The sequence below is a fragment of the Pseudomonas sp. OST1909 genome (genome assembly GCF_015277575.1).
GTDB classification, from domain to species: domain Bacteria; phylum Pseudomonadota; class Gammaproteobacteria; order Pseudomonadales; family Pseudomonadaceae; genus Aquipseudomonas; species Aquipseudomonas synxantha_A.
Map to the genome: position 1 here is coordinate 5,171,172 of NZ_CP063780.1, position 21,761 is coordinate 5,192,932.

Here is a 21,761-nt window from a genome sequence, read left to right on the forward strand (position 1 = left end):
TGGGCGTTGAATTACAGGAAGAAATCCATGCGGAAGTAGATCGGTGCTTCACGCTCAAGCAGCGCGGCCGGTCGTTCCAGCGAGTGGGCAAAGGTCACGCTGGTACTGACGTGTTTGCCGCGGGCGAACAGCTCAAGGGAGTTGCTTGAGACGCGGCCGTGCACTTCGCCGTTGTAGCGGCCATTGCGGATCACGCCCTGGTCGTAGCCCACGCTGGCGCCGTATTCACCGAACACCGGGCGCAGCCAGCCGAGCGTCACCGGGCGGCTCCAGCGCAGGTCATTGCGCCAGTAGCCGCCACTGTCGCCGGTCAGCTGCTGATCCTTGTAGCCGCGTACCGACGCCGAACCGCCGAGGCTCATGCGCTGAGGACTGAACAGCACGTCTTCACTGCGTTGGCCGGTGGCCAGGCTGGTAAAACTGAACGACTCGCCCCATAGCGTGAACGGTTGCAGGTAGCTGACGGTGGCGGTGTATTTGCGGTAGCGGGAGTTGGCCAGTCGATTGCCGTTCTGATCGCGCTCATGTTGGGCCTGGGCATCAAGCAAACCAATGCCGTCCTGCATACCGAGGTCAATGTTGACAAAAGCACTGCCAACTCGCCGACCGTGGTTGATGCCCCACTGCAACTCGCTGAGCCGATTGCTGCTGACGGCCAAGCGGCTGTCTTCGATGTAATTGTTGGTACGCAGGTGGGACAGGCCGACGTTGAGCGAGGTTTTGCTCACGGCATCACGGTGGATCACCCGCTCAGCGCGCAACTGATGGTTTTCACTGTCCCCGGTTTGCTTGAAGTCGAAACCATCGCCCTGGACGACCGAACGGTAGTCGCTCTGGTTGTAGCTGTAGCTGAAGTTCCACCAGCCCCAGGGCACGTTGTAATACAGCATGGCGTTTTTTGAGGTTTTCTGGTGATCGCTGACTGCGTCATGGCCGCCGCGCAGAATCAGCTGATCGGCCAGGCCCAGCGGGCTGTCCCATTCAAAGCCGGTGCCCCATTGCTGTTCGCCGGTGCTTTTCTGGCCATCGTTGTTACGCGACAGGCTGGCGCGCCATGGCTTTTGCGGGTTGTTTTTGACCAATACCGAGCTGCCGCCGACGGCATCGCCCGGGGTCAGTTCCATTTGGGCTTGATTGGACGGCAAACGGTTGAGTTGATCGACAGCCTGCTCGATTTCTCGCAGGTTCAATATCTCGCCGCTTTTGCCGGGAAAGGCCATGGCCAGCTCGCGGTCCGACAACTTGCCGGTGTCGGCGCCCTTCAGGCCTTCAAGCTTGCCTTCCACCACCAGGACTTGCAGATGCCCTTTGGACATATCCTGCTGCGGCAAGTAGGCGCGGCTGGTCACCAGGCCTTTGTCGATGTAGTAGTTGGTGATGTCTTTGAGCAGGGCATTGAGTTGTGCAACGCCCAGGCACTGACCGGCGTACGGTTTGAGTAGACGCTCGCGTTCAGCGGCAGGCAGGTGGTCGGCACCCTGGAGTTCAATGGTTTGGATCGGGAAGCAACGGCTGTCCACCGGGGCTACGGGCGCTTCGGGCCGGGCCTCTTTGCCAGGCAGTTCCTTGAGCTGCTCAAGGCGGCGCTGTTGGTCTTCCAGCAGGCGGTTTTGCCGCTCGCGGATCAGGTCCTGATCACCGGGGAGGGTTGCCGCCATTACGCTGTGGGAAACGAGACAGGCAAGCAGGGCAATACTCAGTGAATACCGAGTCCGTGGCAGCTGGGAAGACATGTTCGATCCATCGAATTTACGAAGGGTGGCAAATTAACATCGACCACCTTTCTCGCCAATAATCTGACCAAACTTTAGGAAAAGCCCTAAAAAACACGTAACCACCTAATCTTTAACGAAAAAAATCAAACAGAAACAGATCTCGCTTGAAGTTTCTGGTTGTTTTCCGACCAGCGGTATCAGGTTTGATACACATTGAAGACGCACACGAACGACCGGACTATTCGGTCAACGCCGATCCGCGTATGAGTTTTTGATCTAAGGAATGTTTGGACGACAACGGAAATCTGAGCAGACGCTGACCCAAGGTCGACTCGGCCAGGCCAAATGAAAGGCAAAAAAAAACCCGGAAATCCTCACTTGCGTGGGCCTTCCGGATTTTCTAAACCGCCAAAAATGGTGGGTCGTGTGGGATTCGAACCTACGACCAATTGGTTAAAAGCCAACTGCTCTACCAACTGAGCTAACGACCCGCTGTGTGGTGGCGCGTATAATACTGATTTCTAAGGATTATTCAACACCTTATTTGAAATAAATCAGAAAAAACGCATTTGAACGGTAATTCGGTGGGCAGAACGTCTCTCGCAGCAGCCGGATCAGCGCCCCGGCTCGTCGTTCCACAGGTACTTATGCAGCTGCAATTGCAGGCGTACCGGCAGGTTGTCCGCCACTACCCAGTCAGCCAGGTCGCGAGCGTTGAGGTCATGGTGGCTGGGCGAGAACAGCACCTCGCCCGCGCGGCGCTCCAGGCCATACTGGATCAGTTTGGAAGTCGCCCAGTCATAATCGTCACGGGAACAGATGACGAACTTGACCTGATCGTTGGCCGTCAACAAGTCGATGTTCTCGTAGCGGTTGCGGTGGGCTTCCTTGGAGTCGGGGGTCTTGAGGTCGACCACCCGGCTTACACGCGGATCGACAGCGGAAATGTCCAAGGCGCCACTGGTTTCCAGTGAGACCTCGTAACCGGCGTCACACAGCTGCTTGAGCAAGGGAATGGCATTGGGTTGCGCCAACGGCTCACCGCCCGTCACGCAGACGTAGCGCGGCCGGTAGCCGGCAACCTGCTCCAGGATATCGTCGAGGGTGCGCACGGTGCCGCCGCTGAAGGCGTAGGCGCTGTCGCAGTATTGGCAACGCAATGGGCAGCCGGTGAGTCGTACGAATACGGTGGGCAGGCCAGCAGTGCGCGTTTCACCCTGCAACGAGTAAAAGACTTCGGTAATACGTAATGTGTCTTGCATAGTCGCCACGGGCGTAACAGCTAAACAGGCTGTCCGCCTCCGTCAGGCACTTCAAGGGATTGCGCCAACGCGCCAACCCCAGGAAGCGTGTTTCATAAAAGGGTGTGGATTCTAACGAAAAAACCCGCGCCAGGCGCGGGTTTCTTCTAAACGGGCGGTATTGCTTACAAGCGTTGCAGATCGCGCTGGGCCAACTGCGCGGCGGAGGTACCCGGATACTGGGCAACCACCTGCTGCAGAATGCCTTTGACCTTGTCGGTGTGACCTAGGCGGCGCTCTACGTCAGCAAGCTTGTACAACGAGTCCGGCACCTTGGCGTGCTTGGGGTACAGCTGGCTGACCTTGGCAAAAGCCTGGCCTGCCCCCTGCAAATCACCCTTTGCCAGGTTGACCTCACCCAACCAGTACTGAGCATTGCCCGCGTACTGGCTGTTGGGGTACTTGCGCAGGAATGCGGTAAAGGCCTGGCTGGCCTTATCGAAATCCTTGGCTTTGATCAGGTCGAAGGCTGCATCGTAATACAGCTTTTCCTTCGCCGGATCACCCGGTTCACTGCTGGCGGCAGGGGCAGCCGCGGCGGCCCCAGCTGCAGCACCACCGGCAGCAGCGCTTGGCGCGCCACCGGCAGCAGAATTATCAGGAGTAGCGGCAGGTGCAACGCCGGCTCCAATACGACGATCAAGATCCTGGTATCGCTCCAGGCCTTCTTGCTTGAGCTGGTTCACCTGGTTCTGCAGCACTTCAATGGCGCCTTGTTGCTGCGACAATTGATCCTGCATGCGTTGCAGCTGGTTGAACAGCTCGCCCTGTGCCGAGGGAGCGGACGTAGCCGCTCCCCCCGCATAGGCGCCGTTCGTGCCATAACCTGCTGGCGGATAACTGCTCCCGCTATTGTTATAGCCTGAGTTGCTATCCGTTACAGGAACCGCAGCCCACACCGCAAGCGGGGCGAGGCTGAGAGCCAATACAGTCAGAGCACGACGGCACGTTCGCATGACGAATTACTTACGCAGTTCGACGCGACGGTTCTGAGCCCACGACTGTTCGTCGTTGCCAGTTGCAACTGGACGCTCTTTACCGTAGGAAACCAGTTCCAGTTGGCCTGGAGCAACACCTTGCAGTACCAGGTAGCGCTGAACGGCTTTCGCACGACGCTCGCCCAGTGCCATGTTGTACTCACGAGTACCACGGGCGTCAGTGTTACCTTCCAGAACAACGCGAGCGCCGTTAGCTTTCAGGTCCTTGGCGTGAACGTCCAGAGCGCGCATGGCTTCTGGCTTCAGGTCCGAACTGTCGTATTCGAAGTAGAAAGTGGTGATAGCGCGCAGAGCAGCTTCTTCGCTCAGGGAGCCGTCGACCGCACCAGTGTTAGCGCCGTAACCAGCGTTTGGATCAACAGCTGCGCCTTCACCGGCATTGTCGCCGCCTTTAGAGGAGCAACCAACGGCTACGGACAGAGCCAGAGCCAGAGCAGCAAACTTACCAAACTTCAGCATTTCCATCGTGAAACTCCTAATGAACCCCAGTGTGTTAAGTACTTCTTTTTGTAGCGCCGCGTCAGTTCAGGTAAGGGGACCAGGATGGTTCTCTGACTTCGCCTTGTGCGGTAGGAAGTGGGAGCCTTACGCGTCCATTGATGGACACGAGCATCAAGACTCCCCGGCCCTGCTGGCGGGTGGCGTAGATTACCATGGTGCCGTTGGGCGCAACAGTGGCTGACTCATCAAGGTTGGTATCTGTAAGGATTTTAACGGTTCCGCGCTGCAAATCCTGGGCCGCAACCCGGAAATTAGTGAAACCATCCTGACGGTGAATCATCACCAACGTCTTTTCATCGGCCGAAAGCTTGGGGTTGGCGTTGTAGTTACCGATAAAGGTCACACGCTCAGCACCGCCACCGTTCACGTTTGCCTTGTAGACCTGAGGCTTGCCGCCACGGTCGGAGGTGAAGTAGATGGTCGAACCATCCTTACCCCAGAACGGTTCGGTGTTGATGCCCGGGCCGCTGGTCACGCGACTCAGTTGGCGCGAGGCCATGTTCATCACGTAGATATCCGGGTTGCCGTCCTTGGACAGCACGAAAGCCAGGCGCGAACCATCCGGCGACCAGGCTGGCGCACCGTTGAGGCCTTCAAAGTTGGTGATCTGCTCGCGACGACCCGTATCAATGTGCTGCACAAAGATGCGCGGGCGACGCTGTTCGAACGATACGTAGGCAATACGCTTGCCGTCCGGCGCGAAGCGCGGCGACAGGATTGGCTCACGGGACTGCAGCAAGGTCACTGCACGTGCACCGTCGTAGTCCGAACGCTGCAGGGTGTAGCGGGTGTTGTCTACAGAGAAACGCTCAGCCGTGACATACAGCAGGCGCGTCGAGAACGCCCCTTTGATACCGGTGAGCTTTTCAAACGACTGGTCCGAGATGTAGTGGGCCATGTCGCGCAGTTGCTCGGCGGTACCCGATACGCTGCCGGTCAATACCTGCTGCTCGGTGGCCACGTTGAACAAGGTGTACTGGATCTGCAGGCGACCACCGGCCGGCGTGATGTTGCCGACCATCACGTACTGCGCGCCCACGGCTTTCCAGTCACGGAACACGACTTCGCTGGCCTGGTTGGGCTGGCTGATCATGTTGCCTTTGGGAATCGGCGCGTAGTAACCGGAGTTACGCAGGTCGTCGCTGACGATCTGGGCCATGTCGTCCGGCAGCACGCTGCCGCCCTGCCAACCGAACGGTACTACCGCAATCGGTGTGGCCCGATCACTGCCGCTGGTTACCAGGATGTTCTTTTCATCCGCCGCCGCTATCCCTGCCATACAGCAAATAACGACAAGCATTCCTCGAAGAAGGTTTCTCACAAGGCTAGATCCTCAGGTGTGAATGTCATCTTGAATGAACGATAGGGAGCGAAGTCACTTGGTTTCATTCCCTGCATCTCGGTCAACCGGCCAATATTCTTGACCGCGGCAACCGCTGAACTGTCGAACGTACCGTCACCACTGGACTTGGCCACGCTGACCGAAGTCACCGTACCGTCCGGCAACATGCCGATCTGCAGCACTACTGTCATGCCTTTGCGTGCCGAAGGTGGACGTGTCCAGCCTTCCGCTGCCCGCGCCCGAATCAGGTCGTCGAAACTACCCGCGACTTCATCACCACGTTCATCGGCCAGGGCTTGCTGACGCTGCGGCGTGTCGGAAAGCAAATCTGCCAGGGCCTGGGCCTTTTTCTCTTCGGCGGATTTGCGTGCTGCTTCCTGGGCCTTTTTCTTGGAGGCATCGGCGGCAGCTTTCTTCTTCGCTTCGTCGGCGACTTTCTTCTTCGCCTCGTCTGCTTCAGCTTTTTTCTTGGCGTCTTCGGCGGCTTTCTTCTTCGCGTCTTCGACTATCTTTTTCTTGGCTTCTTCAGCGGCCTTTTTCTTGGCCTCTTCCTCGGCAGCCTTCTTGGCTTCTTCTTCAGATTTCTTCTTGGCTATATCAGCCAATTGTTTCTCTTCGGCCTTTTTGGCTTCGGCAGCTTTCTCGGCTTTCTTGGCTTCATCAGCCTTTTTCGCCTCGTCGGCTTTCTTGGCTTCGTCGGCCTTTTTCGATTCCTCGGCCTTTTGAGCCGCCTCTTCTTTCTTTTGTTCCGCAGCAGCCTTCACCGCTTCCTGCTCGACCTTCTTCTGTTCCATCTGCTCGACTTCAGTCTGGCGCGCAGCCGACTTCTGGGCTTCACCCGCAATCTTCTGATTGGTCTGGGTGGTGGCCTGGCTTTTCGATTTCAGCTGATACAGGGTCGCCTGCACGATCGGCTTGGCTGGCGGCAGGTCCGGGGTCATGGCAAAGCTGACGAACAGCATGCCGAACACCAGGACGTGCAGGGCTATCGCCCACACGCCAGGCCAGAAGTAGCTTTCCGAGGCGGACGGCTCTCGCTGTTGCTGCATCAGGGCGCCTCGGTAATCAAGCCAACGTTACCGACGCCGGCTTTCTGCAGCCCGCCCATGGCACCCATGACGGAGCCGTAGTCGACCGATTTGTCGCCGCGGATAAATACCTGGGTGTGCTTGCCGCCTTCGTTGCCGGAGCGAATGATCTTGGTCACCGCATCGGTCATCGCCGGCAAGGTCAGGGCCTTGTCCTGCTGCTTCTGGGTGTCGACTTCGCTGCCAAGGTTCCAGTAATAGGTCTTGTCAGCCTTGATCGAAATGGTCAGGACCTGCGTGTTGTTGTCCTGCGGCAAGGCTTCACTGGAAACCTTGGGCAGATCAACCTTCACGCCCTGGTTGAGCATCGGCGCGGTCACCATGAAGATCACCAGCAGCACCAGCATCACGTCGATGTAGGGCACTACGTTCATCTCGGCGACCGGCTTGCGCTTTTTGCGAGCTCGAGCGATTAAAGCCATTGGGAATTACCTGCTTATTCTTCGCTGGTGTGCACTTTACGGTGCAGGATCGCCTGGAATTCATCGGCGAAGGTGTAGTAACGGCCGATCAAGGTTTCGCTGGTTGCGGCAAAACGGTTGTAGGCGATTACTGCGGGGATAGCGGCGAACAGGCCGATCGCGGTGGCGATCAGGGCTTCGGCAATACCCGGGGCCACGGTGGCCAGTGTGGCTTGCTGGGCCTGGGCCAGGCCGCGGAAGGAGTTCATGATCCCCCATACGGTACCGAACAGGCCGATGTACGGGCTGACGGAACCGACGGTGGCAAGGAACGGCAGGCCCTGCTCAAGTTTCTCTTCTTCGCGGGAGATGGCCACGCGCATGGCGCGGGCCACGCCTTCCATCACCGCTTCAGGGTCGACACCCGGCTGCTGGCGCAGGCGCGAGAATTCCTTGAAACCGGCACGGAAGATCTGCTCGACGCCCGAATCCGGATCCGGGTTGCTGCCGGCCTGGCGGTACAGCTTGGACAGGTCGATACCCGACCAGAAGCGCTCTTCAAAGCTCTCCAGGGCACGTCGACCGGCGCGCAGCATGTTGCTGCGCTGAAAAATCATAACCCAAGAGGTAACCGATGCGGCTACCAGGGTCAGCATGACCAGTTGAACCACAACACTGGCATTGCTGACCAGGCTCCACATGGAGGAATGGTCGACGACGGTAGGTTCCACGCTAAATCTCCTGCTTTGATTGTTGACCCGCGCCGCTCACGGCGGCAAAGGCCGCGCGTAGAGTTTCGGGAATGGCCCGAGGTTTCAAGCTGTTGGTGCGCACACACGCCACCAGGAACTGCCCCTCACAGAGCAGCGTTGCATCCGTGGCCCGCCTGACCTGCTGTTTGAAGCGCAGGCTGGCACGGTTCAATTCGATTACTTCAGCGCTGACCAGCAGCTCGTCGTCCAGTCGCGCCGGTGCGTGATAACGCGCCTCGCTGGAATGCACGACGAATAACAGGTCCTCCCCTGCCAGCGTGGATTGGGCAAAGCCCAGCTCCCGTAGCCGCTCGGTTCGAGCCCGCTCCATGAATTTCAGGTAGTTGACGTAATACACGATGCCGCCGGCATCGGTGTCCTCGTAATAAACGCGACAGCGATGTGCGAACGACTGATCCCCGTTTTGCGCGCGCATACTCTAGTGCTTACTCCTCAGGTTGCCAATCCGGCTGGACAACTGTTTTTTCATTCCTGAACGCTTTTGCAGTGACTCAAATGACGACGCCAGACACTGGGACAGCACAAAGCTCGGATAAATCGTCCGGCGTCAGCTTTTTAATCGTCCACTGCATCAAGGAATTCGTCTACCGCAGGCATCTCGCCCAATCGTGACGGAATGTTTAGCCCAAAGTGCAAATAGGCATGGCGCGTCACCACCCGGCCCCTCGGTGTACGCATGATATAGCCTTGCTGGATCAGGTACGGCTCCAGCACATCCTCAATGGTATGGCGCTCTTCACTGATAGCCGCCGCCAGGCTGTCCACGCCGACCGGGCCACCGTCGAACTTCTCGATCATGGTCAAGAGTAGACGTCGGTCCTGGTGATCGAAGCCGTGCTCGTCCACGTCCAGCAGGTTCAAGGCCAGGTCCGCGACCGCCTTGGTGATGTGCCCTTTGGCACGCACTTCGGCAAAATCGCGCACGCGGCGCAGCAAGCGGTTGGCGATACGTGGCGTGCCGCGGGCGCGCCGGGCGATTTCAAAGGCGCCTTCCGGGTCCAGGGGCAAGCCAAGGATGCTCGCCGAACGGCTGACGATGGTCGCCAGATCAGCGGTGCTATAGAACTCCAGACGTTGAACAATGCCGAAACGGTCTCGCAGCGGGTTTGTCAGCATACCCGCACGCGTGGTCGCGCCCACCAGGGTGAAAGGTGGCAGGTCGAGCTTGATCGAACGGGCTGCCGGGCCTTCGCCGATCATGATGTCGAGCTGGAAGTCCTCCATCGCCGGGTACAGCACTTCTTCGACAATCGGTGATAACCGATGGATCTCGTCGATAAACAGTACGTCATGGGGTTCAAGATTGGTCAGCAGCGCCGCCAGGTCACCGGGACGCTCCAGCACCGGGCCGGAGGTGGACTTGATCGACACGCCCATTTCCTGGGCGATGATATTGGCCAGGGTAGTCTTGCCCAACCCCGGCGGGCCGAAGATCAGGGTGTGGTCCAGGGACTCACTGCGCCCGCGCGCGGCCTGGATAAACAGCTCCATCTGCTCGCGCACGGTAGGCTGGCCGATGTATTCGGCCAGGCTCAGGGGGCGGATGGCCCGGTCCTGGACTTCTTCACGGTCACGCGGGCCGGTGGCCGCGATCAGACGATCAGCTTCAATCACTTAAATCATTCCCTTCAGGGCTCGGCGGATCATGTCTTCGCTGCTCAGGTTCTTGTCCTTGATGGCCGATACCGCCTTGCTGGCTTCCTGAGGCTTGTAGCCCAGGGAGATCAACGCACTGACGGCATCGCTTTCGGCGCTGGCGATCTGGCCTGCCGGCATATCCGGCTGGTTCGGTACCAGGGCGAACATGCTCGGCACCACTTCCCAGGCCTTGAAGCGGTCCTTGAGCTCCACCAACAGGCGCTCGGCGGTTTTCTTGCCCACTCCCGGCACCTTGGTCAGGGCCGAGGTATCCTGGGCGGATACCGCACGCACCAATTCATCCACTTCCAGGCTCGACATCAAGGCCAGGGCCAATTTGGGCCCCACGCCATTGAGACGAATCAGCTCGCGGAAGAAATCGCGGTCGCGCTTGCCGATGAAACCATAGAGCAGTTGCGCGTCTTCACGCACCACCAAATGCGTGTGCAAGGTTATCGGCTCGCCGACCGACGGCAAGCGGTACAACGTGGTCATGGGCACTTCCAGCTCATAACCCAACCCATTCACATCCAGAATCAGGTGCGGCGGCTGTTTTTCGGCCAGGGTGCCGCGCAAGCGTCCAATCACGGTTCAGATCCTTAAAGCTTGGGGGTCAGATCAGGGCCTGACCGCAAATAACCAATGCGCTGATGCTATCAGAGACGCAGCCGCCCGCCACGACTACGTGCCGTTCCCAAGCCGTGAGGCAGCAGGCTGGAACGGGTATGTGCATGGCAAATGGCGATGGCCAGGGCGTCAGAGGCGTCGATCTGCGGTTTTGAAGTGAGCTTGAGCATGTGCATGACCATCATCTGCACCTGTTCCTTGTTGGCTGCACCGGTGCCGACCACGGCCTGTTTGACCTGGGTCGCGGTGTATTCAGCGATCTCCATGCCCTCCTCGGCACCCGCCACGATGGCAGCGCCACGGGCCTGGCCGAGCTTGAGCGCCGAATCGGCGTTCTTGGCCATGAAGACTTTTTCGATGCCCATGGTGACCGGGCCGTAGGTCTGGATGACTTCACGTACGCCGCGATAGACGATCTGCAGCCGCTCGGCCAATTCCCCCGCGCCGGTGCGGATGCAGCCCGAGGCAACATAGATGCAGCCGCGCGGGGTCTGCTGCACCACGCCAAAACCGGTGATGCGCGAACCGGGGTCGATACCTAGGATTAAAGTCATAACGCCTGCGGGTTGGATTTACAACGGTATGTGCCAGGCACACATTTGTGTAACAGCATAGAACCCCTGTGGGAGCTGGCTTGCCTGCGATGCGGGCACCTCGGTACTTCTGTCAAATCGAGGTGATGCTATCGCAGGCAAGCCAGCTCCCACATCGGGTCTCATCGTGCTTAGGCAAGCTGTTCGGCCACAGACTCAGGGATGTCGGCATTCGAATACACATTCTGCACATCATCCAGATCTTCAAGCATATCCAGCATCTTCAACACCTTCTGCGCCCCCTCCAGGTCCAGCTCGGCACTGGTGGTCGGCAGCATCACGATTTCCGCGTCGGTGCCGCTGAAACCAGCGGCTTGCAGGGCATTACGCACGGCGTAGAAGCTGGCGAACGAGGTAAACACATCGATAGAGCCGTCTTCGTTGGTGACCACGTCGTCGGCGTCCGCCTCCATCGCGGCTTCCATCAGCGCGTCTTCATCGATGCCAGGCGCGAAGGTGATCTGCCCTTTGCGTTCGAACAGGTAGGCCACCGAACCATCCGTGCCGAGGTTGCCACCGCATTTGCTGAACGCGTGGCGCACGGCTGCGGCGGTGCGGTTGCGGTTATCGGTCATGCACTCGACCATCACCGCCACGCCGCCCGGGCCGTAGCCTTCATAGGTCAGTTCGACCATATCGTCGGTGTCGGCCGCACCGGCACCACGAGCCACGGCGCGGTCAATGATGTCGCGGCTCATGTTGGCACCCAGCGCCTTGTCCAGCGCCAGGCGCAGACGCGGGTTGGAGCCCGGGTCACCGCCGCCCTGACGGGCTGCGACGGTCAGTTCGCGAATCCACTTGGTGAAGATCTTGCCCTTCTTGGCATCCTGACGCTCTTTGCGGTGCTTGATGTTCGCCCACTTGGAATGGCCAGCCATAACACAACTCCGAAATTCTCTAGAAACCTTATCAATCCCGCTCCCGGCGGGATTTCCCTCTTTTAAACGCAAAGGCGCATCCGAAGATGCGCCTTTTTGACTGCGTACAACCTTATCGCGCTTTCACGCTGCAGCCTTACTCAGCCTTCGGCGTCTCGCGCAGACGGATGTGCAGTTCGCGCAAGGCCTTGGCATCCACCACACCCGGGGCCTGGGTCATGACGTCCGCAGCGCTCTGGGTTTTCGGGAAGGCAATCACTTCACGGATCGACTGGGCGCCGGTCATCAGCATCACCAGACGGTCCAGGCCGAACGCCAAACCACCGTGCGGTGGCGCGCCGTATTTCAGGGCGTCGAGCAGGAAGCCGAACTTCTCTTCCTGTTCCGCTTCGTTGATGCCCAGCAGGCGGAACACCGCTTGTTGCATCTCTTTGCGGTGGATACGGATCGAACCGCCACCCAGCTCAGTACCGTTGAGCACCATGTCGTAGGCACGGGACAGTGCGCCTGCCGGGTTCGCTTCCAACTCCTGCGGGGAGCACTTCGGCGCGGTGAACGGATGGTGCAACGCGCTGAAGCTGCCGTCGTCGTTCTCTTCGAACATCGGGAAGTCGACGACCCACATCGGTGCCCATTCGCAGGTCAGCAGGTTCAGGTCGTGACCGAGCTTGATACGCAGCGCGCCCAGGGCTTCGCTGACGATCTTGGCCTTGTCGGCGCCGAAGAACACGATGTCGCCGTCAACGGCGCCGACGCGATCGAGGATCGTGTTCAGGTTGGCTTCAGGGATGTTTTTCACGATCGGCGATTGCAGGCCGTCAACGCCGTTGGCACGCTCGTTGACCTTGATGTAGGCCAGGCCCTTGGCACCGTAGATGCCGACGAACTTGGTGTAGTCGTCGATCTGCTTGCGCGGCATGCTCGCGCCGCCAGGTACGCGCAGGGCAGCAATGCGGCATTTAGGGTCGTTGGCCGGGCCGCTGAACACCTTGAAGTCGACATCCTTGAGCTGGTCGGCCACGTCCACCAGCTCCAGCGGGTTACGCAGGTCTGGCTTGTCGGAACCGTAGCGGCGCATGGCTTCTTCGAAGGTCATGTGCGGGAATTCGCCGAACTCCAGGTCCAGCACTTCCTTGAACAGGTTGCGGATCATCTGCTCGGTCAGGCCCATGATCTCTTTTTCATCGAGGAAGCTGGTCTCGATGTCGATCTGGGTGAATTCCGGCTGGCGGTCAGCGCGCAGGTCTTCGTCACGGAAGCACTTGGCGATCTGGTAGTAACGGTCGAAGCCGGCCACCATCAGCAGTTGCTTGAACAGCTGCGGCGATTGCGGCAAGGCGAAGAAGCTGCCGGCGTGGGTACGGCTAGGCACCAGGTAGTCGCGCGCGCCTTCCGGGGTGGCCCGGGTGAGGATCGGCGTTTCGACGTCGAGGAAGCCGTTCTCGTCCAGGAAGCGACGGATGCTGGTGGTCATGCGCGAACGCAGGCGCAGCTTCTCGGCCATTTCCGGACGACGCAGGTCCAGGAAGCGGTAGCGCAGGCGGGTTTCTTCGCCCACGTCGGAGTATTCGTTGAGTGGGAACGGCGGGGTTTCCGACTCGTTCAGCACTTCCAGCTCATAGCCCAGCACTTCAATGCCGCCGGACGCCATGTTCTTGTTCACGGCACCGGCCGGACGCAGGCGTACCTTGCCGGTGATCTTGACGACGTATTCGCTGCGCACCCGGTCGGCGGCGGCGAAGCTCTCGGCGCGGTCCGGGTCGAACACTACCTGGGCCAGACCATCGCGATCACGGATATCGAGGAAGATCACCCCGCCGTGGTCGCGGCGACGGTGAACCCATCCGCAAAGGGTGATTTCCTGACCTTCCAGGGTCTCGTTCAGTTGGCCGCAATAGTGGCTGCGCATCATGGTCGTGGTTTCACTTCTCGTAATTCGAAATTCGGTGGCAGGCCCGCCTCGTCACCGTACATTAAAGCAGGGGACGGATAATGCAGGAGCCTGCGCGTAGAGTTCAACTCAGTCTGCTTTGTCGCCGCCGGCCAGGTTCTTCTTGGCACCGGTCTTGAAATCAGTCTCATACCAGCCGCTGCCGCTCAGGCGGAAGCCCGGCATGGACAACATCTTCTTCAACTCAGGTGCCTGGCAGGCAGGGCAATCGACCAGCGGCGCTGCGCTGATCTTCTGAATGGCTTCCAACTGGTGACCACAGGAAGCGCATTGATAGTCGTACATGGGCATGGAGATGTCTCGGCGATCAGATCGTTACAGCGCCACGCCCTGCCCTGTGCATAAAGCCCCGGCATGCGCAGCAAAGCGCGGGATTATATCTGGTAAATCGACACAGCGCAGCCGGCTTTCTGCCCCGGGGCCGGCCCACAAGGATGAAGGCCGGGCCCAGGGCCGCCGAGCTACGACGCGAAGGTGCCCTCAGCGGCGGGAGCAACCCGGCCCTTGAGCACGTGAACCACGCACACCACCCTCACCAGCCCACTGAAGTTCTTCACGCCTCCGTAACGCAGATGCACTTCCCGATCGACATAGGACAACAAGGCACTGACCGAACAGGCATTGATCCTGGCGATCTCCGTCAGGATGTTCCAGTAGATCTGCTCAAGCCGCAGGCAGGTCGAAAACCCATTGAGCCTGACCGACCGCGACAACGGCTTGGCCAGTCCCATATCGAACCCTTTTGCAAAAGGGTCGACCTTTATCTTGTGAAAACCACAGGTTTCCATCACTCCTTTACCCATTCCACGTGACATACACCCGACACTCCATTGCCAAACAGCAGCCAATGGGCTTCTCCCATTGAACGATGGGCCTATAAAACAGCACCCAGCGTGCAGCAGCCAGAAGACGGGGAGTCGTTAGTCGTAGGACAACGCCAGGAAGCGCAGGGAAACAAGCAGGCAGCGCTGAAACAGCGCCGCCCGGGTTCGACAGTTACTGGTTTTCGAGCAGCGAACGCAGCATCCACGCGGTTTTCTCGTGTACCTGCATACGCTGGGTCAACAGGTCGGCCGTCGGCTCATCGCTGACCTTGTCGAGCAGCGGGAAGATGCCTCGGGCGGTACGCGTAACCGCTTCCTGACCGGCCACCAGTTGCTTGATCATCTCTTCGGCGCTCGGCACGCCCTCTTCTTCCTTGATCGAAGACAGACGGGCGTAGATCGAATAGGCGCCCGGTGCCGGGAAACCCAGGGCACGGATGCGCTCGGCAATGGAGTCCACCGCCAGCGCCAATTCGTTGTACTGCTCCTCGAACATCAAGTGCAGCGTACGAAACATGGGGCCTGTGACGTTCCAATGGAAGTTGTGGGTCTTCAGATACAGAACATAGGTATCGGACAGCAGTCGTGAAAGTCCGTCGACGATGGACTTACGGTCTTCTTCACTGATACCAATATCGATTGCCATGTTTTTCCCCTTCAATTGACGAGTATTCATTGATCAGGTGCAGGACCACTCTAGCAAGAGAGCGAGCCGCATGCAGCCCGTCACACCCAGGCGACCTGCGGCAAATCGCCCCGCATCGCTTGCAACTCGCGAATTGGCAAGCCTTTTTAGCCGTAGGAACGGTCTCGCAATGCCCGCCCAAAAATCCTGCACCTGTCTAGGACAAGCGTTTGCCGCATAAATGCCGTTGCCGTCGCAACACCCCGAAATGCTTGATTTGAGTAGGCACAGCCTTTGCTGTTAAATAGACGCCGTGTGGCTGCCGTTTATTTCTGCGGCACTTCACATAGGCTGATACCCGCGCACGTGCTCAACGCCTCCCATTGTTCAGAAGCGAACCGTGCCAGTCAGCTCTTCCTTGTGATCCGTCTTAACGTGAGTTAATCAAAATGTTGAAAATCGTCCACCTGCTAACGGGCGTTGCAGCTTTGCTGCTGTCCTTTATCCCGAGCCTGCAGCCTGAAAGCCTGCCCTACCTGCAACAACATGACGCTCTGTACCTGGCCTTGTTCGGCCTTCTTAACCTGACGCTCGCACCGGTAATCCCTTACTGGAACAAAGGCACGCGTCATCAACTGCAAAACCTGGTCAGTGCGCTGCTGGTGCTGACTGTTGTTGTTCAAACCCTCACCCTTTTGGCGCCTATGCCTGAAGTGGGTGGCCATCCGGCTATCCTGCTCAGCCTGGTGATTGCTGTGGTTGCCATTGTTCTTCACCTGGCCATCAGCTTCTACCGTTCGTCTCCGGCGGCCGCGTCGCAAAACTACGACATGACCAACCGGGATACCGGTACCGTCAAGTGGTTCAACACCTCCAAAGGCTTCGGCTTCATTTCCCGCGATTCGGGCGACGATATCTTCGTCCACTTCCGGGCTATCCGTGGCGAAGGCCATCGCGTGCTGGTCGAAGGCCAGCGCGTGGAGTTCTCGGTGATGAACCGTGACAAGGGCCTGCAAGCCGAAGACGTCATCGCTGCCCTGCCGCGTCGCTGATCCCAAGCCTTCGCAGCAAAAAAACCGCGATCCGGCGTTGGCTGGATCGCGGTTTTTTATGGCCTGTGCATTTCAATAGTGCGGCGGCGGTGCTTCTTCTTCAGATGACTCGAACTGACCGCCCATTTCTTCCTGGCGCTTGAGCAAGGCCATCATTTGCAATTGCAGGCGTTCAACCGCCCGCTGCTGTGTGACCAGGATGTCGTTGAGGGTCTCGATGGTGTCGTCCTGGAAGGCCAGGCGGCTTTCCAGGTCGGTAACGCGCTCTTGCAGGTCCATGATTCAGTCCTGGGTAAAGATGAAGTCGGCAGGCAACAGCGCACGCAATCGAGCGCGAATCGCCGCCACTTGCTCTTGGGTATAGGGCCGGGCCGGGTGCTTGCCCCACACCGGTGCCGGCCAGGCGGCGTCATCGCGTTTGCGCACAATCACATGCACGTGTAATTGGCTGACGACGTTACCCAGCGCACCGATGTTCATCTTGTCAGCGGCCAGCCCCTCGTTAAGCAGTTGCGCCAGGGCCGTTGTTTCTTGCCACAAGGTTTGTTGATCTGCGACATCCAGTTGAAACACTTCGCTGATACCGTCGATGCGTGGCACCAGAATGAACCAGGGGTAATTGGCGTCATTGGACATTAGCAGGCGACAGAGCGGGAAGTCCCCAATGGCCAAGGTGTCTTGTTGCAGGCGTTGATCTAAGGCGAACACGTGGACACTCCGTTCGGCAGGTCGGGACAGGCGCCCAGCATACCTTTGAACGCCCAAGGCTTCACGGCCAATCCTGGCACTGTTGAGGCAGGCGGGTAAAAAATGCACCTTTTGGAGGCAGAAAAACAGTTGATCTACGCTAGACCGGGCCTTTACGGCACGCACCAAAATGACCCATTCGTGCGTCAAAGGGATCCGCCAATTACCCACTGATGGGGGTGAACCGGTAACGTTTTACCCAAGTGAAGGTTTTGCGGGGCACCCGACAGTGGTAACACCCTGAACGTCAAGCCCAAACCAAACGGCGTAAAAGGCCCGTGCTTATGCGGTTTTTACATTCCCATCACGTTTTTCACGAAAAAATGACATTCGGTCGCAGGTTTGAGCACGCTTGTTGCATTCACCCCCGTATCGTCGGCAACGGCACCCGTCTGGAAGCAGGTGTTTCGCGATAAAAGTAGTGGCGTTTCAGTGTGTATCAAGGAAGTGTTCAAACTTTGAAAGAAGTCTGAAAACAGCATTGAAGTTGTCAGCCTGGATACATTTTGGGCTGTGAATTTGCGACATGGATCTAGCGATTTACGACAGCCTCGTAAAGAAGCTGAAAGGATAATTGAGTAAGTATCGTCAATAGAGCCTGCGTGAGATAACTTTGCGCCGGCACAAAAAGAAAGAGCCGCCCAGATAAAAATACAGGTGGGACGGCAGTACTCTTCCTAAAACCAAAGGAGCAAATCACGATGCGCGTGATGAAGTGGAGCATGATCGCCCTGGCTGTTTCAGCAGGCACCTCGCAGTTCGCAATGGCGTCCGCCCAGGACGATTCCAAGGGCTTTGTTGAAGACAGTACTTTCAGCATCAATACTCGCGCTCTGTACTTCAGCCGCGACTTCCGTAATGAGCCAGGGGGCGGTTACAGCACCGTCAACGGCAAGCGTAAAAGCCGCGCCGAAGAAACCGGCCTGGGCTTCAATGCCCTGTACGAATCGGGCTTCACCCAGGGCACCATCGGTGTCGGTGTGGACGTGATCGGCCTGATGGGCCTCAAGCTCGACAGCGGCAAGGGTCGCGCCGGCACGGGTCTGTTCCCTACCGGTTCCGACGGTCGCTCCCAGGACGACTACTCCAAAGGCGGCGGCGCGGTTAAGTTCCGCATCTCCAATACCGTGTTGAAAGTGGGTGACCAATACACCACCGCACCGGTGTTCGCCTCTGATGACAGCCGTCTGTTGCCGGAGCTGCCACAAGGTATCTCGATCACCAGCAACGAGATCAAGGGCCTGAAGCTTGAGGGCGGCCACTTCACCTCAAGCGTCGCGCAGGCGCAGACCTACCACGACAGCCTGGGCCTGACCAAAACCGACTTTGTCGGCGGCGTCTATGCCTTCACTCCAGAAGTCACCGGTAGCCTGTACTACGCGAAAACCGAAGATTACTTCCGCAAGTACTACAGCAACCTGAACTGGACCCACGCCCTGAGCGATGACCAGTCGTTCGCGCTGGACTTCAACATCTACGACACCAAGAGCGATGGCGCCGGCCTGCAACGTGCAGAGAAGGATGGCGTGACCAAGCTCGACAACCGCGCGTTCAGCTTGCAGGGTGCCTACACCATCGGCGCACACACCTTCACCCTGGCAGCCCAGAAGGTTACCGGTGACGGCGACTACGGCTACGGCGTAGACGGCGGCGGCACGGTGTTCCTGGCCAACTCCATCGCCCGTTCCGACTTCAACGCCGAAGGCGAGAAGTCCTACCAGGCGCGCTATGACATCAACATGGCAACCTTCGGCATTCCTGGCCTGAGCTTCATGACGCGTTACGTTACCGGTAGCGGCGCCAACACCGGCACTACCAGCAACGGCAAAGAATGGGAACGCGACATCGAAGCCAAGTACGTGATCCAGAGCGGCCCGGCAAAAAACCTGAGCCTGCGCCTGCGTCAAGCGACTTATCGTTCCGGGGATGGCGTGTACTACGGTTCGCCGTCGATCGACGAGCTGCGTCTGATCGCGAACTACCCGCTGAACATCTTGTAATTGCCGGTTTAATTACAACGATGGCTTGAGGCTTCGGCCTTAAACAAAAAGCCGCTCCTCTGTTTAAACAGGGAGCGGCTTTTTTATTGCAGTTTTATTTCAATCAGCAAAACAACTAGCAAGCTAAGTAACTAGTTTATCAAAGCTGACCTTTCGGCCAACTTCGATAGCAGTACGCCAAGTTATTTCGGCGCACTTTCCTGCATCACGCGAATAACCCGTTGTGGGAACGGAATATCAATCCCTGCCGCTTTCAAACGGTCACGTGCCAGTTCATTAAACATAAACACCACGTCCCAATAATCCGGGGTATTGGTCCAGCAGCGCAGCGAAACGGTGATGGAGCTGTCGCCCAGGGTCGATACCACCGCTACAGGCGCAGGATCAGCCAGCACGCGTGGGTCTTTGGCCAGCTCCAGCAACACTTCACGGGCTTTTTGCAGGTCGGCCTCATAGTCCACGCCTACATCAAACACTACTTTGCGGGTTGGCTGGCGGTTGGTGTTGGTGATGATGCCATTGGACAGGATGCCGTTCGGCACGATCACTGTCTTGTTGTCGCCGGTGCGGATCACGGTGTGGAAGATCTGGATGCTATCGACGGTACCCGAGGTGCCCTGGGCTTCGATCCAGTCACCGATGCGGAACGGACGGAACAGCAGAATCAGCACACCACCAGCGAAGTTCGCCAGGCTGCCCTGCAATGCCAGGCCGATCGCCAGGGTTGCCGCACCGATGGCAGCGACGAACGAGGTGGTTGCCACGCCGATCATCGAGGCCACGCTGACGATCAGCATGACTTTCAGCGCAATGTTCGCCAGGCTGGTGACGAAGTGCTGCAGCGCCAGGTCGGCGTTGCGCACGGCCAGCAAACGGCCTACACGATGGGTAAAGACATTGATCAGCCACCAGCCAATGGCCAGGGTGATCACTGCCAGTAATACCCGGCTGCCATATTCCATGATCATGGGGATCCAAGACTGGGAGGTCTTGATCAGGTGATCCATTTCAGCGTTCAAATCCATCTACTTTCTCCTGTGGTGCGGCGATAGGGCTCTATTGACTGCCTGAAAACGCAATTGAGCCCCGAAGGGCTCAATTGTAGGCACTGATTCTGGGGCGTGGGACGTCAAAAACACCCACAGGTTCCCCAAAGTGCCATCAGTCGCGGAAGTTATTGAACTGCAGCGGCATATCGAAAGTCTTGGCACGCAGGGCCGCAATAGCCTCTTGCAGATCATCGCGCTTCTTGCCGGTGACGCGAACCTGCTCGCCCTGAATGGCGGCCTGGACCTTGAGCTTGGCGTCCTTGATGTGGGCGACGATCTTCTTCGCCAGTTCCTTGTCGATGCCTTCCTTGAGCACGGCTTCCTGCTTCATCAGCTTGCCGGAAGCATAGGCGTCCTTGACTTCAAGGCACTGCACGTCGATCTTGCGCTTGACCAGGGCCAGCTTGAGGATCTCGATCATCGCTTCCAGCTGGAAATCGGCTTCAGCGGTCAGGTTGACGGTCAGTTCCTTTTCCTTGAATTCGAAGCTGCCCTTGCCTTTCAGGTCATAGCGACGGTCCAGTTCCTTGACGGCGTTCTCGACGGCGTTGGTGACTTCGTGTTTGTCCAGTTCAGATACCACGTCGAACGAAGGCATGTGATTTCTCCAATATAAGGGGCAGGCTCAGTAGAGATGGAGCGCGCCCGAGCTAAAATGCCGGGGCATTATAGCGGTTCTTTCGCGCCGTTCACCGCTGGCGACCTTATGGAGCACACACTGATGTCGACCCCCTGGCATATTCTTGGCGCCGGCAGCCTGGGCACCCTCTGGGCCACGCGATTGGCGCGCGCCGGCGTGCCTGTCAGGCTGATTCTTCGTAACCAGGCGCGCCTGGCCAGCTATCGCGCCAGCCAAGGGCTGACCCTGGTGGAACGCGGTGTGGAACAGACTTATCCGGTCATCGGCGAAACGCCTGACAGCCCGGAGCCGATTCGGCGTCTGCTAGTAGCATGCAAAGCCTACGACGCTCAAAGCGCCATCGCCCAGTTGCAGCATCGGCTGGCGCCGGACGCCGAATTGATCCTGCTGCAAAACGGCCTCGGCAGCCAGGACGCGGTGGCTGCGCAATGGCCGTCGGCGCGCTGCATCTTTGCCTCCAGTACTGAAGGTGCATTTCGCGATGGCGATTGGCGCGTGGTATTCGCCGGCCATGGCTACACTTGGCTGGGTGACGCGAGCCATCCCACCCCACCGCTGTGGCTGGATGATCTGCAAGCGGCGGGCATCCCCCATGAATGGGCCACCGATATCCTGACGCGCCTGTGGCGCAAGCTCGCGCTCAATTGCGCCATCAATCCACTGACCGTGCTGTACCACTGCCGCAACGGCGGTTTGAGCGCCCACCACTGCGAGGTCGCCACGCTCTGCGCCGAACTGGCCGAACTGCTGGAGCGCTGCGGCCAGCCTGCGGCTGCACAGGACTTGCACAGCGAAGTCGAGCGAGTGATCCAGGCCACCGCCGCCAACTATTCCTCCATGTACCAGGACGTCGCCAACGCCCGACGTACCGAGATCAGCTACCTGCTGGGCTACGCTTGCCAGGCCGCGGCCCGCCATCAGTTGGCAGTACCGCATCTGCAACAGGTGCATGCGCGCCTGGTGACGCATTTGCTCGCACGCGGATTGGCCAGCGACTGAGGCACGCGCTACCCTGCCT

Annotated in this window: 24 protein-coding genes and 1 tRNA gene; 3 read left to right on the forward strand and 22 right to left on the reverse strand. The window is 58.6% G+C overall.

Annotated features, from left to right (window positions below; translation table 11 throughout):
• Positions 1 to 11: 11 nt before the first annotated feature.
• The 18 genes from IH404_RS22460 to IH404_RS22545 all read right to left on the reverse strand — a co-directional run bounded on the left by IH404_RS22460 (position 12) and on the right by IH404_RS22545 (position 15,276).
• The gene (locus IH404_RS22460; protein ID WP_194439076.1) at positions 12 to 1,733 is read right to left on the reverse strand and encodes a ShlB/FhaC/HecB family hemolysin secretion/activation protein; all 1,722 of its coding nucleotides are present in this window, start codon (positions 1,731 to 1,733) and stop codon (positions 12 to 14) included.
• A 397-nt stretch (positions 1,734 to 2,130) separates the two neighbouring features.
• Positions 2,131 to 2,206 (reverse strand) — tRNA-Lys (locus IH404_RS22465).
• Between the two features lie 123 nt (positions 2,207 to 2,329).
• Entirely contained in the window at positions 2,330 to 2,977 is a 648-nt protein-coding gene (queE, locus tag IH404_RS22470; RefSeq protein ID WP_032879702.1) for a 7-carboxy-7-deazaguanine synthase QueE, read from the reverse strand.
• 164 nt (positions 2,978 to 3,141) lie between these two features.
• On the reverse strand, positions 3,142 to 3,972 hold the full coding sequence (gene ybgF, locus IH404_RS22475) for a tol-pal system protein YbgF (protein WP_005790895.1): 831 nt from the start codon (positions 3,970 to 3,972) through the stop codon (positions 3,142 to 3,144).
• 6 nt (positions 3,973 to 3,978) lie between these two features.
• On the reverse strand, positions 3,979 to 4,479 hold the full coding sequence (gene pal / locus IH404_RS22480) for a peptidoglycan-associated lipoprotein Pal (protein ID WP_003193861.1): 501 nt from the start codon (positions 4,477 to 4,479) through the stop codon (positions 3,979 to 3,981).
• Between the two features lie 55 nt (positions 4,480 to 4,534).
• Entirely contained in the window at positions 4,535 to 5,815 is a 1,281-nt protein-coding gene (gene tolB / locus IH404_RS22485; RefSeq protein WP_032803700.1) for a Tol-Pal system beta propeller repeat protein TolB, read from the reverse strand.
• Between the two features lie 17 nt (positions 5,816 to 5,832).
• Complete coding sequence (gene tolA, locus IH404_RS22490; RefSeq protein WP_005790902.1) at positions 5,833 to 6,906, reverse strand: cell envelope integrity protein TolA; 1,074 nt, start codon at positions 6,904 to 6,906, stop codon at positions 5,833 to 5,835.
• The gene (gene tolR, locus IH404_RS22495) at positions 6,906 to 7,358 is read right to left on the reverse strand and encodes a protein TolR (RefSeq protein WP_161793227.1); all 453 of its coding nucleotides are present in this window, start codon (positions 7,356 to 7,358) and stop codon (positions 6,906 to 6,908) included. The genes tolA and tolR overlap by 1 nt, the downstream gene beginning before the upstream one ends.
• Positions 7,359 to 7,381: 23 nt before the next feature.
• Positions 7,382 to 8,077 (reverse strand): protein TolQ, encoded by a 696-nt coding sequence (gene tolQ / locus IH404_RS22500; protein ID WP_003193865.1) that lies wholly within the window; start codon positions 8,075 to 8,077, stop codon positions 7,382 to 7,384.
• A gap of 1 nt (position 8,078) precedes the next feature.
• Positions 8,079 to 8,534 carry a tol-pal system-associated acyl-CoA thioesterase gene (gene ybgC, locus IH404_RS22505; RefSeq protein WP_005790903.1) on the reverse strand — a complete coding sequence of 152 codons (456 nt, stop codon included), beginning with the start codon at positions 8,532 to 8,534 and terminating at the stop codon, positions 8,079 to 8,081.
• 140 nt (positions 8,535 to 8,674) lie between these two features.
• Positions 8,675 to 9,733, reverse strand: coding sequence for a Holliday junction branch migration DNA helicase RuvB (gene ruvB / locus IH404_RS22510; RefSeq protein ID WP_005790907.1), 1,059 nt, complete (start codon positions 9,731 to 9,733; stop codon positions 8,675 to 8,677).
• Positions 9,734 to 10,345, reverse strand: a complete 612-nt coding sequence (gene ruvA / locus IH404_RS22515) for a Holliday junction branch migration protein RuvA (protein WP_005790908.1) — start codon at positions 10,343 to 10,345, stop codon at positions 9,734 to 9,736.
• Positions 10,346 to 10,413: 68 nt separating this feature from the next.
• Positions 10,414 to 10,938: a crossover junction endodeoxyribonuclease RuvC gene (ruvC, locus tag IH404_RS22520; RefSeq protein ID WP_005790910.1), complete on the reverse strand. Its 525-nt coding sequence runs from the start codon at positions 10,936 to 10,938 to the stop codon at positions 10,414 to 10,416.
• A gap of 170 nt (positions 10,939 to 11,108) precedes the next feature.
• A complete protein-coding gene (locus tag IH404_RS22525) occupies positions 11,109 to 11,855 on the reverse strand; it encodes a YebC/PmpR family DNA-binding transcriptional regulator (RefSeq protein WP_194439078.1) in 747 nt (248 codons plus the stop codon).
• Between the two features lie 136 nt (positions 11,856 to 11,991).
• The gene (gene aspS / locus IH404_RS22530; RefSeq protein WP_005790914.1) at positions 11,992 to 13,767 is read right to left on the reverse strand and encodes an aspartate--tRNA ligase; all 1,776 of its coding nucleotides are present in this window, start codon (positions 13,765 to 13,767) and stop codon (positions 11,992 to 11,994) included.
• Between the two features lie 108 nt (positions 13,768 to 13,875).
• Entirely contained in the window at positions 13,876 to 14,097 is a 222-nt protein-coding gene (locus tag IH404_RS22535) for a zinc ribbon domain-containing protein (protein WP_003193872.1), read from the reverse strand.
• Positions 14,098 to 14,267: 170 nt separating this feature from the next.
• A complete protein-coding gene (locus tag IH404_RS22540; protein ID WP_032803701.1) occupies positions 14,268 to 14,621 on the reverse strand; it encodes a ribbon-helix-helix domain-containing protein in 354 nt (117 codons plus the stop codon).
• A 181-nt stretch (positions 14,622 to 14,802) separates the two neighbouring features.
• Positions 14,803 to 15,276 (reverse strand): Dps family protein, encoded by a 474-nt coding sequence (locus IH404_RS22545; RefSeq protein ID WP_003193874.1) that lies wholly within the window; start codon positions 15,274 to 15,276, stop codon positions 14,803 to 14,805.
• A gap of 428 nt (positions 15,277 to 15,704) precedes the next feature.
• Between IH404_RS22545 and IH404_RS27995 the strand changes: the two genes are divergently transcribed.
• On the forward strand, positions 15,705 to 16,307 hold the full coding sequence (locus IH404_RS27995; RefSeq protein WP_005790922.1) for a cold-shock protein: 603 nt from the start codon (positions 15,705 to 15,707) through the stop codon (positions 16,305 to 16,307).
• Positions 16,308 to 16,379: 72 nt separating this feature from the next.
• Here IH404_RS27995 and IH404_RS22555 read toward each other — a convergent pair whose 3' ends face one another.
• Positions 16,380 to 16,586, reverse strand: a complete 207-nt coding sequence (locus tag IH404_RS22555; RefSeq protein WP_194439080.1) for a SlyX family protein — start codon at positions 16,584 to 16,586, stop codon at positions 16,380 to 16,382.
• Positions 16,587 to 16,589: 3 nt separating this feature from the next.
• Positions 16,590 to 17,015, reverse strand: a complete 426-nt coding sequence (locus IH404_RS22560) for an HIT domain-containing protein (RefSeq protein WP_005790926.1) — start codon at positions 17,013 to 17,015, stop codon at positions 16,590 to 16,592.
• Between the two features lie 740 nt (positions 17,016 to 17,755).
• On the opposite strand from IH404_RS22560, the gene IH404_RS22565 reads away from it, so the two are divergent.
• A complete protein-coding gene (locus IH404_RS22565) occupies positions 17,756 to 19,054 on the forward strand; it encodes an OprD family porin (RefSeq protein WP_005790933.1) in 1,299 nt (432 codons plus the stop codon).
• Between the two features lie 182 nt (positions 19,055 to 19,236).
• Here the strand turns inward: IH404_RS22565 and IH404_RS22570 are convergent, their stop codons facing one another.
• Both IH404_RS22570 and IH404_RS22575 read right to left on the reverse strand, forming a co-directional pair.
• The gene (locus IH404_RS22570; protein WP_005790935.1) at positions 19,237 to 20,079 is read right to left on the reverse strand and encodes a mechanosensitive ion channel family protein; all 843 of its coding nucleotides are present in this window, start codon (positions 20,077 to 20,079) and stop codon (positions 19,237 to 19,239) included.
• 136 nt (positions 20,080 to 20,215) lie between these two features.
• Complete coding sequence (locus tag IH404_RS22575; protein ID WP_003193880.1) at positions 20,216 to 20,701, reverse strand: YajQ family cyclic di-GMP-binding protein; 486 nt, start codon at positions 20,699 to 20,701, stop codon at positions 20,216 to 20,218.
• Positions 20,702 to 20,824: 123 nt separating this feature from the next.
• Here IH404_RS22575 and IH404_RS22580 point away from each other — a divergent pair, with 123 nt between their 5' ends.
• Complete coding sequence (locus tag IH404_RS22580; protein ID WP_194439082.1) at positions 20,825 to 21,742, forward strand: putative 2-dehydropantoate 2-reductase; 918 nt, start codon at positions 20,825 to 20,827, stop codon at positions 21,740 to 21,742.
• Positions 21,743 to 21,761: the final 19 nt, after the last annotated feature.

Bases quoted from the DNA above. Each gene is read 5' to 3' on its own strand.
- IH404_RS22525 (WP_194439078.1), bottom strand. From the start codon at position 11,855: ATGGCTGGCCATTCCAAGTGGGCGAACATCAAGCACCGCAAAGAGCGT.
- ruvC (WP_005790910.1), bottom strand. From the start codon at position 10,938: ATGACTTTAATCCTAGGTATCGACCCCGGTTCGCGCATCACCGGTTTT.
- queE (WP_032879702.1), bottom strand. From the start codon at position 2,977: ATGCAAGACACATTACGTATTACCGAAGTCTTTTACTCGTTGCAGGGT.
- IH404_RS22545 (WP_003193874.1), bottom strand. From the start codon at position 15,276: ATGGCAATCGATATTGGTATCAGTGAAGAAGACCGTAAGTCCATCGTC.
- tolB (WP_032803700.1), bottom strand. From the start codon at position 5,815: ATGCTTGTCGTTATTTGCTGTATGGCAGGGATAGCGGCGGCGGATGAA.
- IH404_RS22555 (WP_194439080.1), bottom strand. From the start codon at position 16,586: ATGGACCTGCAAGAGCGCGTTACCGACCTGGAAAGCCGCCTGGCCTTC.
- IH404_RS22580 (WP_194439082.1), top strand. From the start codon at position 20,825: ATGTCGACCCCCTGGCATATTCTTGGCGCCGGCAGCCTGGGCACCCTC.
- pal (WP_003193861.1), bottom strand. From the start codon at position 4,479: ATGGAAATGCTGAAGTTTGGTAAGTTTGCTGCTCTGGCTCTGGCTCTG.
- ybgF (WP_005790895.1), bottom strand. From the start codon at position 3,972: ATGCGAACGTGCCGTCGTGCTCTGACTGTATTGGCTCTCAGCCTCGCC.
- IH404_RS22540 (WP_032803701.1), bottom strand. From the start codon at position 14,621: ATGTCACGTGGAATGGGTAAAGGAGTGATGGAAACCTGTGGTTTTCAC.
- IH404_RS22565 (WP_005790933.1), top strand. From the start codon at position 17,756: ATGCGCGTGATGAAGTGGAGCATGATCGCCCTGGCTGTTTCAGCAGGC.
- IH404_RS27995 (WP_005790922.1), top strand. From the start codon at position 15,705: ATGTTGAAAATCGTCCACCTGCTAACGGGCGTTGCAGCTTTGCTGCTG.
- IH404_RS22570 (WP_005790935.1), bottom strand. From the start codon at position 20,079: ATGGATTTGAACGCTGAAATGGATCACCTGATCAAGACCTCCCAGTCT.
- ybgC (WP_005790903.1), bottom strand. From the start codon at position 8,534: ATGCGCGCGCAAAACGGGGATCAGTCGTTCGCACATCGCTGTCGCGTT.
- tolA (WP_005790902.1), bottom strand. From the start codon at position 6,906: ATGCAGCAACAGCGAGAGCCGTCCGCCTCGGAAAGCTACTTCTGGCCT.
- IH404_RS22535 (WP_003193872.1), bottom strand. From the start codon at position 14,097: ATGCCCATGTACGACTATCAATGCGCTTCCTGTGGTCACCAGTTGGAA.
- IH404_RS22575 (WP_003193880.1), bottom strand. From the start codon at position 20,701: ATGCCTTCGTTCGACGTGGTATCTGAACTGGACAAACACGAAGTCACC.
- aspS (WP_005790914.1), bottom strand. From the start codon at position 13,767: ATGATGCGCAGCCACTATTGCGGCCAACTGAACGAGACCCTGGAAGGT.
- IH404_RS22460 (WP_194439076.1), bottom strand. From the start codon at position 1,733: ATGTCTTCCCAGCTGCCACGGACTCGGTATTCACTGAGTATTGCCCTG.